This window comes from Actinoplanes sp. NPDC051470 (genome assembly GCF_040682035.1).
GTDB lineage: Bacteria > Actinomycetota > Actinomycetes > Mycobacteriales > Micromonosporaceae > Actinoplanes.
In genome coordinates, this window is record NZ_JBFBAA010000069.1 from 1 (window position 1) to 14,442 (window position 14,442).

Here is a 14,442-nt window from a genome sequence, read left to right on the forward strand (position 1 = left end):
GGCAAGGCCTGCATCAACCTCGCGCGGGCCGACACCAACGTGCAGGCATCCTCCAACGACCAGATCCCGGACACATAACCAGCCGCCAGCTCACCAATGCTGTGCCCGATCAACGCATCCGGCCGTACCCCCCACGACTCGAAAAGACCGAACAACGCAACCTGCAACGCGAACAACGCCGGCTGCGCAAAACCCGTGTCATCCACATCCAGATCCGGGACGTCGAGCAAATCCCACACCTGCTGACGGATCTTCGCGAAGACCGGGAACGCAGCCGCCAACTCGTCACCCATACCGGCGCGTTGCGAACCCTGGCCGGAGAACACGAACACCACGCGAGGGTTTGGCTGTGCCGTTCCCCTGATGGTGTCGTCGCCGAGCAGAACCGCGCGGTGCTCGAACAACGACCTCGTCTCGGCCAGCGTCGACGCCACCGCCGAAAGATTGCTCTCAGCGGTCAGGTAGGCGCGCAGCCGCTCCTCGAGCTGCGACAGCGCGGCCGGCGTCTTGGCCGAGATCATCAGCGGCACCAGCTTCGAGGGCTGTCCTGGGTGCACCGGCTCTTCGGGTACGCCTTCGAGGATGATGTGGGCGTTGGTGCCGCTCACCCCGAATGACGACACAGCCGCGCGGCGTGGCCGTCCCATGTCCGGCCAGGGCTGGTTCTCGGTGGCCAGCCGCACGGCGCCGGCGGTCCAGTCGACGTGCTCGGTCGGCTCGTCCACGTGCAAGGTGCGCGGCACGACCCCGTGCTGCAGGGCCATGACCATCTTGATGACACCGGAGACACCGGCGGCGGCCTGGGTGTGGCCGACGTTGGACTTGATCGAGCCGAGCAGCACCGGTTCGTCGCGGCCCTGGCCGTAGGTGGCGATCACGGCCTGGGCCTCGATCGGGTCGCCGAGCCGGGTACCGGTGCCGTGGGCCTCGACCACATCGATCTCGTGCGGCGCCAGGTCGGCGTTGGCCAGGGCGGCTTGGATCACTCGCTGCTGGGAAGGGCCGTTGGGTGCGGTCAGGCCGTTGGAGGCGCCGTCCTGGTTGACCGCGGACCCCCGTACCACCGCGAGCACCTGGTGGCCTTTGGCGCGGGCGTCGGAGAGGCGCTCGACCACGAGCACGCCGACGCCTTCGGACCAGCTCGTGCCGTCGGCGGTGTCCGCGAACGCCTTGCAGCGGCCGTCGGCGGCCAGTCCGCGTTGCCGGGAGAACTCCACGAAACCGAACGGTGTGGCCATCACCGTGACGCCGCCGACCAGCGCCAGGGAGCACTCGCGCCGCCGCAGCGCGTGACCGGCCTGGTGCAGGGCGACGAGGGACGACGAGCACGCGGTGTCGACGGTGACCGCGGGACCTTCCAGGCCGAAGAAGTACGAGACCCGGCCGGACACCACGCTCACCGCGCCCGCGGTGACGCCGAGGCCGGGAATGTCGGCGCCGATGCCGTAGCCGCCGGAGTAGGCGCCCATGAACACCCCGGTGTCGCTGCCACGCACCGATCCCGGCTCGATGCCGGCTCGTTCGAAGGCTTCCCAGGACGCCTCCAGCACCAGCCGCTGCTGCGGATCCATGGCGAGGGCCTCACGCGGGCTGATTCCGAAGAACGCGGCGTCGAAATCGGCCACCGCGTCGAGAAAACCGCCTTCCACCGAGTACGACTTGCCCGGCGCATCGGGGTCGGGGTCGAACAGTCCCTCGACGTCCCAGCCGCGATCATCGGGGAACCGGGAGATCGCGTCCGTGCCCGACTCGACCAGCCGCCACAGGTCCTCCGGGGAGGTGACCCCGCCGGGCAGCCGGCACGCCATGCCCACGATGGCCAGCGGTTCGGTGCCGGCCGCCGTGACCGCCTGCAGCTTGGCGCGGGTCGTGTGCAGCTCGGCCGTCGTCCAGCGTAGATATTCGACGACTTTGTCCTGGTCGGGCATGGCCCTAGCTCCTCGCGTGGCGGATTGCTGCGGATGCCTCGGATACGCGTATCGAGGGGGTGCTGGAGACCACGCGCAGAGCCGACTCCACCGCGGCGAGCAGACCCCGGATCGTGGCCGGATCGAACAGGGATCCGTCGAAGGCGACAGTGCCGTGCAGGGCGCTGTCGTCGTCGAAGAGCCAGATCGCGATCTCGCCCTCCGGGAGCGCGAGGTTGGTGTCGACCGTCCAGAAACGCTCGCTGGCGACGCCCGGGATGACGAGGTCGGCGGCCAGCGAGCTGATCAGCTGGAACTGCACCAGCGGCGGCGGAAGGCCGGGTGTGGTGGCCTGCATCGCGGCGTACGGGAGGTCCTGGTGAGCATGCGCGCCCAGCATCGCCGCCTGGACGCGCCGCAGGACGTCGTGGAACGTCGGATCGTCGGAGAGGCCGACCCGTAGCGCGGCGATCTTGGCGAAGAAGCCGATCAGGTTGTCGGTCTCGGGCCGGCCGCGGTTGGCGAACGGCGTGGTCACCAGGATGTCGTCCCGGCCGGAGAGGCCCGCCGCGGCGACCATGAACGCGCCCAGCATGGTCTCGTACAAGGTGACGCCTTGGGCCCGCGCGATCCCGCGTGCCGCCGAGGTCACCTCGGGTGGGATCGTCCAGGCGAGCGAGCCCCCGGTCGCCGCCGCGACCTTCCGGGGCCGGTCGGTGGGCAGTTCCAGGGCGACCGCGCCGGCGAGGTGCTGACGCCAGTGCTTCTCGTGGTCCGCGCGCACGGATCCGGACAGCAGATCGTGCTCCCACTGGGCGAAGTCGGTGTACGTCGTGGGCACGTCCGGCAGCGTGGCCGGGGGACCACCGGCGAGTTCGGTGTAGAGGGCCGAGAATTCGCGGACGAGGATGTCGAAGGACCAGCCGTCGCCGGCGACGTGGTGCAGAACCAGCAGCAGGATGTGGTCGTCCTCGGTCAGCCGCACCAGCACGGCCCGGAGGAGAACGCCGTCGACCAGATCGAAGGGGCGCTCGAGGTGATCGCGGACCAGGCCGGCGGCCGTGGCCTCCCGCATGGCCGTGTCGCTGCCGGTCAGGTCGATACGGTGCGCCGTCACCGTTGCGGGTTCCCGGACGACCTGCTGGAGTCCCTGGCCGTCGTCCCGGAAGCCGGTCCGCAGGGGTTCGTGCCGCGCGACGATGCGAGTCAGTGCGACGTCGACGGCGGCGTGGTCGACGGGGCCACGCAGCCGGAATCCGTACGGGCAGACGGGAAAGGCCCGCTGCTCGAGCAGTGAATCGTGGCTGGTGAGCATCTGCTGCTGGGCCAGCGAGATCGGGGCCGGCGTGGTGCGCGAACGCGGCACGATCGGGGGCACGTCACCGGCCGGCAGGGAACCGAGCGCCTCGGCGATCCGGGCCGGTGTCCGCTCGTCGAACAGCGTACGCAACGGCAGGTCGCGGCCGAGGACGGCGCGGATGCGTGACACGACGCGGGAGGCGAGCAGGGAATGGCCGCCGAGAGCGAAGAAGTCGTCGTGCACGCCCACGTCCCGCACGTCGAGCACGTCCGCGTAGATCCCGCAGACGGTGGCCTCCGTCTCGTCGCGCGGAGCGACCGGGGTGGACGAGGCCGTCGACCACGTCTCCGGGGCGGGTAGCGCCCGCCGATCGGTCTTTCCGCTGGTCGTCAGCGGCAGCTCGGCCAGGAGCAGGAACGCGGACGGCACCATGTAGGAGGGCAGCAACGCCTCGACGTGCTCGCGCAGCTCGACCGCGAGCTTCCCGGCGTTCTCCGCGCTCACCACGTAGGCGACCAGCCGCTTCTCGCCGCGGTCGTCGTCCCGGACGGCGACCGCGGCCCGGGTGACGGCGGCGTGGTCGGCCAGCACCGCCTCGATCTCGCCGAGCTCGACGCGGATGCCGCGAATCTTGACCTGGTTGTCGATCCGGCCGAGGAAGTCGAGGTTCCCGTCGGGCCGCCGCCGGGCGAGGTCGCCGGAGAGATACATCCGCCGCTCGGCGCCGGTTCCCTCGGTGATGAACCGCTGCTCGGTCAGTTCCGGCCGGGCCAGGTACCCACGGGCGAGGCCGATCCCGGAGATGCAGATCTGCCCGGGTACGCCGTCGGGAACCGGGCGCAGCGCGTCGTCGAGCAGGTGAATGCGCGTGTTGTCGATCGGCTTCCCGATCGGGGCGGTGGCCGGCCAGCTCGCGACGTCCTCGGGCAGCGTGTAGCCGGTCACCAGCTGGGTCTCCGCCGGGCCGTAGTGGTTGTGCACGCGCAGCCGGGGGCGGTGCCGGCACACCTCGCTCAGCTTGCCGTCCAGGACGAGCGGCTCGCCGCCCTGGCAGAGGTGCCGCAGCGTCGACAGGCCACTGCCGTACGGGTCGACGTGCTCGAGCAGGGCGCGCAGCACCGTGGTCGGCGCGTAGACCCGGGTGATCCGGCTGTCGTCGATCCACCGGGCCAGCCGGGCGGGATCGAGCCGGACGTCGTCGGGGGGAATGACCAACGTGCCGCCGAGAAGCGCGGAGAAGATCTCCTGAACGGAGTAGTCGAAGGTCGCGGTGATGAACTGGGCGGTGCGGCTGTTCTCCTCGCGGCCCATCGTGTGTTCCTGCCACAGCAGCAGATTGACGACGCAGATGCCCGGCATGAGGACGGCCTTGGGACGGCCGGTGGACCCGGAGGTGTAGATCGCGTACGCCAGGCTGTCCCGGTCCAGCACCACCTCGGGCGCGGTGTCGGGCTGGTCGTCCAGGCCCGGATCATCCGGGTGGACGACGTCGCGGACCTCGGAGAACCGGGATCGGAAGCTGCGCTGGGTGACCACCACGCCGATGCCGGCGTCGTCGAGAACGAAGCGGGTGCGTTCGAGGGGGTGTTCGGGATCGAGGGGTACGTAGGCCGCGCCCGCCTTGAGGATGGCGAGGATGCCCACGATCAGGTCGGCGCCGCGGTCGATGCAGAGACCCACGAGGGCGCCGGACCGTACGCCTCTGGCCCGCACCAGGTGCGCGAGTCTGTTGGCCCGCCGACCGAGTTCGGCATAGGTCAGAGACTCCCGTTCGTCGACGACGGCGATCGCCTCCGGCGTCCGGTCCGCAGCCGATTCCAGCAATTCCGGCAACGAATGAACCGGCAGGACACGATCCGTTTCATTCGATTCCACCCGGGGCAGTCCGATGCCGGAACCGGGCCGGAGGGAAATCGTGGAAATCGGATCGTCCGGGTGGGCGACCGCGCCCCGGAGGACCGCCGTCACCTGATTCAGCACATGTTTCATGCTGCTTTCGTCGAACAGTTCCCGGCGGTACCAGACATGGCCGGTCAGAATGTCGGCGGCAGCATCCTCGAAGACATGAAACTCCAGGTCCATCCGGGTGAAGAACTGATTCGTGTCGAACGGTTCGGCCGTGACACCCGGAAGCGTGACCGGGTTCGGCAACTGCGGCAACAGCTGGAAGAGCACCTGCACGACCGGGTTGATCGACAGGTCTCGCCGCGGTGCGATCCGCTCGACGAGCAGGTCGAACGGCAGATCGGCGTACGCCAGCGCCGCCGTGGTGTTCGCCCTGGTGCGCAGGAGCAGCTCACGGAAGCTGGGATCGCCGGACAGGTCGCCGCGTAGCACCACGGTGTTGACGAACATGCCGACCAGCCCCTCCACCTCCGCGCGGTTGCGGTTGGCGATCGGGGTGCCGACCAGGACGTCGTCGCTGCGCGTGTGGCGTGACAGCACCACCTGGAAGGCCGCCAGCAGCGTCATGAACAGCGTGGCGCCCGTCGACCGGCTCAGGGTCCGGGCCGCGGCCACCAGCTCCGTCGGCGGGGACCAGGGAACCATGCCGGCATCCGAACCGCCGGTGGCCGGTCGTGGCCGGTCGGTCGGCAGCCCGAGCACCGTCGGGGCGTCCCGGAGGTTCTCCTGCCAGAAGGACAGCCGCTTCTCCAGCTCGGCGCCGGACAGTTCCCGCCGTTCCCACTGGGCGAAGTCGGCATACTGCACGGCGAGTTCGGGCAGATCGGCCGGCGTGCCGCGCAGCAGGGCGGCGTACTGGGCCGACAACTCGATCTGCAGGACGGCCAGGGACCAGCCGTCGCCGGCCACGTGATGCACCGTGAGAGCCAGCACGTGATCGTCCTCCGCGAGCCGCACCAGCAGGGCTCTCAGCACCGGACCGGCGTGCAGGTCGAAGGGCTCCGCTGTCTCGCGCCGGACCAGTTCGGCGGCGTGGTTCTCGTCCGCGGCGTCGAGCCGACGCAGGCGCACCGTCCCGGCGGGCCGGATCCGCTGGCGCGGCTCGCCGTCCTCCGCGTCGAAGACGGTCCGCAGCGCCTCGTGCCGGCCGACGACCAGGTCGAGCGCCCGTTCCAGGACCGTGCGGTCGAGGGCGCCCCGGAGCCGGTGGACCAGCGGCAGGTTGTAGGCGTTGCTCCCGGGCGCGAGCTGCTGCATGAGCCACAGACGTTGCTGCGCGAAAGACGCCGGCAGCGGTCCGGTCCGATCCGCGGGCGGGATGCTGTTCCGCACGGGCCGGCGGCGCTGCCGCTCTGCCCGCGAAAGCGCGAATCTCGATTTATCTGGCCTGGGGTGGGGACTATTAGAAGCCATTCACCTCTCCGGATTCCTTGCATCCCGAATATCAGGAGACACCGGGGTCGCAGCCGACGCAACCCCCTAATCCGGCCTGCTCAGCCGGGCCTAGGGGGGTGATCAACCTAGGGGGTCGCGCGGTATGGCGAACGCCGAAGCGCGCCTGCTATCGTCCGAATCGGATCGTGGATAGCGCATTTCGCCGAAAGGTGTTTCCATGTCACGCGCGGATTTGTTAAAGCCTCTTCATAACTTGCTTCGCGCGAATGCGGAACGTTATGGCAACAAGATGGCGTACATCGATGCGCGGCGCGGGGTGACGCATGCCGATCTGCAGACGCGGACCGGACGGCTCGCCGGGCACCTGGCAGATATCGGCGCCGGCCGGGGCGATCGGGTCGCCATTCTGCTGGGCAACCGCGTCGAGACGATCGAGAGCTACCTGGCGATCGCCCGGGCCGCCGCGATCGCCGTACCGCTCAACCCGGAAGCGGCCGAGGCCGAGATCGCGCATTTCCTCTCCGACAGCGGCGCCGTGGTCGTCATCACCGACGCCGCCCATCTGGGCAACGTGCGCCGGGTCGCCCCCGCTGTGGCGGTCATCCTGGTCGGTGCCGAACCCCCTTCCCCCGAGATCCGGTCCTTCGCCGACCTGGCCGCCGCCGAACCGAGCACCCCGGCCCGCGACGACCTGGGGCTCGACGAGGCCGCCTGGATGCTCTACACCTCCGGTACCACCGGCACCCCGAAAGGCGTCGTGTCCACCCAGGGCAGCGGGCTGTGGTCGGCGGCGTGGTGCGACGTGCCCGCGTGGGAGCTGACCGAGAACGACGTGCTGCTCTGGCCCGCGCCGCTGTTCCACAGCCTCGCCCTGCACCTGTGTCTCCTGGCCGCCACCGCCGTCGGGGCGACCGCGCGGATCCTGAGCACGTTCGTCGCCGAGGAGGTGCTCGACGAGCTCGAGAAACATCCATGCACCGTGCTGGTCGGCGTACCCACGATGTTCCGCTACCTGCTCGGAGCCGCCGGCGGCTCCGGACGCCGTACCGCCGCCCTGCGCATGGGCCTGGTCGCCGGCTCCGTCGCGCCGGCCTCGCTCATCGAGGGCTTCGCCGAGGTCTTCGGGGTGCCGCTGCTCGACACCTACGGCTGCACCGAGACCACCGGCTCGCTCACCGTGAACGCGCTCAGCGGGCCGCGGGTTCCCGGCTCGTGCGGCGTCGCCGTCCCCGGTCTCACGCTGCGCTTCGTCGACCCGGTCACCGGCGCCGACGTGGCCGACGGCGACGAGGGCGAGCTGTGGGCGCAAGGACCCAGTCTGATGATCGGCTACCACGGGCAGCCGGACGCCACCCGAGAGGTGCTCACGGACGGCTGGTACCGCACGGGCGACCTGGCCCGGCGCAGCGGGACCGGGCACGTCACCATCACCGGGCGGATCAAGGAACTGATCATCCGCGGTGGCGAGAACATCCACCCGCACGAGATCGAGAGCGTGGCGCTCGAGGTGGCGGGGGTGAAGGACGCGGCGGCCGCGGGCCGGATCCACCCCGTGCTGGGTGAGGTCCCGGTCCTGTACGTCGTGCCGGACGACGACCTGGACACCGACGAGGTGTTCGCGGCGTGCCGCGAGCGGCTGTCGTACTTCAAGGTGCCCGAGGAGCTCTACCGGGTAGAGGCTGTGCCGCGCACCGCGTCCGGCAAGGTGCGGCGGACTCACCTCACCGAGATGCCGGCCGAGTTGCTGGCCGCGGCCAGCGGCACCGACGCCCTGCACCGGCTGGAATGGATACCCCTCGACGCGCCGCGACCAGCCACCTTGGACGGTCAGATGGTCGTCCGGGTCGACGCTCTGCCGGCCGACGGAACCGATCTGGCCGGTGCGGTCAGCGACCTCGCACGGTCGTGGCTGACCAACAAGCGGCGTACCCGATCGGCGCTCGTCCTGGTGACCCGCCTGGCCGTCGGCATCGGGCCGGCCGACCTCCCGGAGCCGGCGCACGCAGCGGCCTGGGACGCGATCCGCCAGATGCAGGTCGAGCACCCCGGCGCCTTCGTCCTCATCGATCTCGACGGTGCGGACCCGGGCGACGCCCCGCTGTCGGCTCTCGCCGAGCTCGGCGAGCCATTGGTCGCGCTCCGCGACGGCAAGCCGCTCGTCCCCCGCCTGACCCGCCCCGCCGCTCCCGGAGACGGCACGCTCACCCTTCCCGCGGACGGCCCGTGGACGCTCGAACAGTCCCCGAGTGGCACCCTGCGGGACCTCGCCCTGGTGAGCTCCGACATCGCCACCCGCGCTCTCGAGCCCCATGAGGTACGGGTGGACGTCCGCGCCGCGGGCCTGAATTTCCGCGACGTCCTGATCGCGCTGGGAACGTATCCCGGCGGCGGTGTGATGGGCGGAGAGGCCGCCGGCGTGGTGCTCGAGGTCGGCTCCGCAGTGCCGGACCTGGCCCCCGGCGATCGGGTGTTCGGCCTCGTCGCCGGCGCGTTCGGGCCGGTCGCCATCACCGATCACCGGCTGCTGGGCTCGATGCCCGGCGACTGGTCGTTCGCCACCGCGGCGTCCGTGCCGATCGTTTTCGCCACCGCGTACTACGGCCTGGTGGACCTCGCCGGACTCGGCCGGGGCGAATCGGTGCTGATCCACGCCGCCGCGGGCGGGGTGGGCATGGCGGCCACCCAGATCGCCCGGCATCTCGGCGCGGAGATCTACGCCACCGCGAGCATCGGCAAACAGCATGTCCTGCGGCAGGCCGGTCTGCCCGACGCCAGGATCGCCGACTCGCGCACCACCGCCTTTCGCGACACCTTCGCCGGAGAGAGCGGCATCGACGTCGTTCTGAACTCGCTCAGCGGCGACTTCGTCGATGCCTCGCTCGACGTGCTGGCCGACGGCGGCCGGTTCCTGGAGATGGGCAAGACCGACATCCGCAGCGACCTTGACGTCTTCTATCGTGCGTTCGATCTGCTGGACGCCGGCCCCGACCGGTTAGGGGAGATCCTGGCCGAACTGCTCGCGCTGTTCCGACGTGGCGACCTGCGGCCGCTGCCGCTGCTCGCCTGGGACATCCGGCAGGCTCGCGAGGCGTTCAGCTGGATGAGCCGGGCCCGCCACATCGGCAAGATGGTCCTCACCGTTCCCCAGCGGATCGACCCCGGCGGGACCGTGCTGATCACGGGCGGTTCCGCCGCGGAGAAGCGGGTCGTGACCCGGCACCTGGCCGAGCAAGGCGTCGGGGCCGACACGGCGGTCTGCGACCTGACCGACCCGGCCACGCTGGCGCGGGTGCTGGCCGATGTGCCGCCGGAACGCCCGTTGACCGCGGTGATCCACCTCGGTGGCCCGGCCGTCGCCGCCGAGAGCCGGCAGCTGCACCTGCTCACCGGACACCTCGACCTCGCCGCGTTCGTCGTCTTCGGTCAGAACGCACCCGCCTCCGCCGAGGCCCTCGCCCGGAGCCGCCGCGCCCAAGGCCTCCCCGCCACGACGATCGCCTGGGGACTGCCCGAGGCCGATCCGGTGACGGTCACCGGACACCTGCTGATCAGTGCGATGGCCGCCGCCGGCTCAGCGCACATCGTCATGCGGGTGAACACCGTAGGTCTGCGCGCCCTGGCCGCGGCCGGCGCGCTTCCGCCCATCCTCCGGAACCTGACCGGCGCGCCCGCCAAGGAACAACCGGACCGGGCCGGCCGGTCCGCGGCAATGCTCGACACGATCCGCGACGGCGTCACGGACGTACTGGGACTCTCCAGCGCCGATCGCTTTGTTCCCGACCGGACCTTCCGCGAGATGGGCGTCGACTCGCTCACCGCGGTGGAGTTGCGCAACAGCCTGGCCAAGGCGACCGGACTGCGGCTGCCGGCCACCATGGTGTTCGACTACCCGACCCCCGCCGCCCTGGCCGCCCGGCTGGACGAACTGCGCACCGGTCAGCTGCCGGCGCCGGCCCGCGGTCCGGCATCGGCGGTGGGTCAGGACGAGCCGCTGGCGATCCTGGGCATGGCGTGCCGGCTCCCCGGTGGGGTGTCCTCGCCGGAAGACCTGTGGCGGCTGGTCGAGTCGGGCACCGACGCGATCGCGCCGTTTCCCACCGATCGGGGGTGGGATGTCGAGGGTCTGTTCGATCCGGATCCGGATGCGGCCGGTAAGTCGTATTGCGTGCGGGGTGGCTTCCTCGACGGGGTGGCCGATTTCGACGCGTCGTTCTTCGGGATCAGCCCGCGTGAGGCCCTCGCGATGGACCCGCAGCAGCGGCTGATCCTCGAAGCGTCGTGGGAGGTGTTCGAGCGGGCCGGGATCGAGCCGGGGTCCGTACGCGGCAGCGACACCGGCGTGTTCATGGGTGCCTTCTCCGGCGGGTACGGCGCCGACGTCGAGGGGTTCGGCGCCACCGCGGGGGCCGGCAGCGTGCTCTCCGGCCGGGTGTCGTACTTCTTCGGCCTCGAAGGCCCCGCGATCACCGTCGACACCGCGTGCTCATCGTCGCTCGTCGCGCTACACCAGGCCGGCTACTCCCTGCGCCAGGGCGAATGCTCGCTGGCCTTGGTGGGCGGGGTCACCGTGATGGCGAAACCGCAGAGCTTCGTGGAGTTCTCCCGCCAGCGCGGTCTGGCCGCTGACGGCCGGTGCAAGGCCTTCGGCGACACCGCGGACGGTACGGGCTGGTCCGAGGGCGTCGGCGTGCTCCTTGTGGAGCGCCTCTCCGATGCTGAGCGCAAGGGTCACCGGGTCTTGGCGGTCGTGCGTAGTTCGGCGGTTAATCAGGACGGCGCGTCCAACGGCCTGTCGGCGCCGAATGGTCCGTCTCAGCAGCGGGTGATCCGCCAGGCACTGGCCAACGCGCGATTGACGGCCGCCGAGGTGGACGTGGTCGAGGCGCACGGCACGGGTACGACCCTGGGCGACCCGATCGAGGCCCAAGCTGTCATCGCCACTTACGGCCAGGACCGTGAGCGGCCGCTGCTGCTCGGGTCGCTGAAGTCGAACGTCGGTCACACCCAGGCCGCCGCCGGTGTCTCCGGTGTCATCAAAATGGTGATGGCCCTGCAGCACGGGGTAGTACCGCGAACCCTGCATGTCGATGAGCCGTCACGGCACGTCGACTGGACCGCCGGCGCCGTGGAGCTGGTCACCGACAACCAACCCTGGCCAGAAACCGGCCGGCCGCGGCGAGCCGGTGTCTCCTCCTTCGGCGTCAGCGGCACCAACGCCCACGTCATCCTCGAAAGCCCACCCAACCAACCCCCAGCCAGCCCTCACGAGCCGGCACACGAACCCACGCCGCTGATCATCTCCGCCAAGACACCGGCGGCGTTGGCCGACTACGAGAACCGGCTACGCGCCTACCTGACCACCCCGGGGGTCGATGTCCGGGCGGTGGCCTCCACCCTGGCGGTGACACGGTCGCTGTTCGAGCACCGTGCCGTGCTGCTGGGCGACGACACCATCACCGGCACGGCGATAACCGAACCGCGGGTGGTGTTCGTGTTCCCGGGTCAGGGCTGGCAGTGGCTTGGCATGGGCTTGGCGTTGCGGGAGTCGTCGGTGGTGTTCGCCGAACGGATGGCCGAGTGTGCGGCGGCGTTGAGCGAGTTCGTCGACTGGGACTTGTTCGCGGTTCTGGACGATCCGGCCGTCGTCGATCGGGTTGATGTGGTGCAGCCGGCGTGTTGGGCGGTGATGGTGTCGCTGGCCGCGGTGTGGCAGGCCGCCGGTGTCCACCCGAACGCGGTCGTCGGCCATTCCCAGGGGGAGATCGCCGCGGCGTGTGTCGCGGGTGCGATCTCGCTGCAAGACGCCGCCCGGGTTGTGGCGTTGCGCAGTCGTCTGATCAGCCAGCGGTTGGCGGGTCAGGGGGCGATGGCTTCGGTGACGTTGCCCGCTGACGCGATCTCCCTTGTTGATGGGGTTTGGATCGCCGCGCACAACGGCCCGGCCTCCACCGTCGTCGCCGGTGATCCGGACGCGGTGGAACAAATGCTCGGCGACCGGGTCCGGAAGATCGCGGTGGACTACGCCTCGCACACCCCACACGTCGAACAGATCCAGACCGAACTGCTCGACATCACCGCTGGCATCGGCTCGCACGCCCCGACTGTGCCGTGGTTCTCAACTGTCGACGGAGTGTGGGTCGACGGGCCGCTCGATCGGGACTACTGGTATCGCAACCTGCGTCAGCCGGTCGGCTTCCACACAGCGGTGGAGGCCTTGAGGGCGCTGGGTGAGACCGTGTTCGTTGAAGTGAGTGCCAGCCCGGTGCTGGTGCCGGCGATGGACGACGCGGTCACCGTCGCCACCCTGCGCCGTGACGACGGAACCATCACCCGAATGCACACCGCGCTCGCCGAAGCCCACGTCCACGGCGTGAACGTCGACTGGCCGCACCTCATCGGCGACACCGGCCGGCGGACCCTCGACCTCCCGACGTATGCGTTTCAGCGTCAGCGGTACTGGGGCGATGCGACTCGGCCGGTGGGCGACGTGTCGGGGGCTGGGCTCGGCGCGGTGCGGCATCCGCTGCTGGGCGCGGTGGTCGCGGTCCCTGACACCGACGGTGTGCTGCTCACCGGGCGGCTGTCGCTGGCCACCCACCCGTGGCTGGCCGATCACGGGGTCCGCGGCAGTGTGTTGTTCCCCGGCACCGGATTCGTGGAGCTGGTGACCCGGGCCGCCGCCGAGGTGGGCCGTGACCTGGTCGACGAGTTGGTGATCCACACGCCGCTGGTGCTGCCGGCCACCGGCGACGTGCAACTGTCGGTGTCGGTCACCGGGGACGCGGTCACCGTCTACTCGAGGGCGGACGACGCCGACGGCTGGACCCGGCACGTCACCGCCACGATCAACGCCTCCCGGCCCGGTGCGGCCGGGGCGAGCCTGGGGACCTGGCCCCCGGCTCAGGCACAGCCGGTGGACGTGGCCGGCTTCTACGACCGGATGGCCGGGATCGGGTACGAGTACGGGCCCGCGTTCCAAGGCCTGCAAGCCGCATGGCGTCACGTGGACACCGTGTACGCCGAGGTCGCCCTCGATGAGCAGGACGCGCCCGAGGCGGCCCGATTCGGGGTGCATCCCGCGCTGCTGGACGCCGCCTTGCACACATGCATGCTGCACGCGACCGACGGCGAACCACCGGAGGTGCGGCTCCCGTTCTCCTGGAACAGTGTCCAGGTCCACGCCACCGGGGCATCGGCGCTGCGCGTTGCGGTGACCCCCACGACCGGCGGCTGTAGCGTGCGGGTCGCCGACGACACCGGCCGGCCCGTCGCCACCATCGGCTCGCTGGTCACCCGACCGGCCACCATCGAGTCCGACGATCTGCTCACCGTGACCTGGACCGAGATCCCCGTCGCGGACGGCGCGCCCACCGGCGACGTGGTGGTCTTCACCGCACGCCCCGGCCACGACGACCCACTGACCGAAGCTCGTGCCCTGACCACCCGCACCCTGCACGCGATCCAAGCCGAGCTGACCACCGACACCACGTTGATCGTGCACACCGGGACCGGGCCGGCCTCGGCGGCGGTGTCCGGCTTGGTCCGGTCGGCGCAGTCGGAGCACCCGGGCCGGTTCGTCCTGGTGGAGAGCGACGAACCCCTTGACCCGGAGCGACTGGCCGCGGCGGCCGGGCTGGACGAACCTCGGATACGGGTCGGCGGCGGCCGGTGGGAGGCGCCGCGGTTGACCCGGGCCACTGAGCCGTTGGCCGTTCCGGAGCGCGGCGGATGGCTGTTGCAGCATCCCGGCACCGGCACCTTGCAGGATCTGGCCCTGATGCCCACCGATGTCGCGGATCGGCCCCTGCGCTCGGGCGAAGTCCGGATCGCTGTCCGAGCGGCGGGGTTGAACTTCCGGGATGTTGTGGTGGCGCTGGGGATGGTTGATGACACCCGGTTGGCTGGTGGTGAGGCTGCCGGTGTTGTTGTGGAGGT

3 protein-coding genes are annotated in these 14,442 nt (G+C 70.6%); 1 reads left to right on the forward strand and 2 read right to left on the reverse strand.

What is annotated here, in order from left to right; translation table 11 throughout:
• On the reverse strand, positions 1–1,928 hold a 1,928-nt coding region (locus tag AB0M54_RS47490), incomplete at its 3' end, for a type I polyketide synthase (protein ID WP_364479895.1).
• A gap of 4 nt (positions 1,929–1,932) precedes the next feature.
• Positions 1,933–6,525, reverse strand: a complete 4,593-nt coding sequence (locus AB0M54_RS47495; protein WP_364479898.1) for an amino acid adenylation domain-containing protein — start codon at positions 6,523–6,525, stop codon at positions 1,933–1,935.
• 271 nt (positions 6,526–6,796) lie between these two features.
• On the opposite strand from AB0M54_RS47495, the gene AB0M54_RS47500 reads away from it, so the two are divergent.
• Positions 6,797–14,442: beta-ketoacyl synthase N-terminal-like domain-containing protein (locus AB0M54_RS47500; RefSeq protein WP_364479901.1), on the forward strand; the 7,646-nt coding region annotated here is incomplete at its 3' end.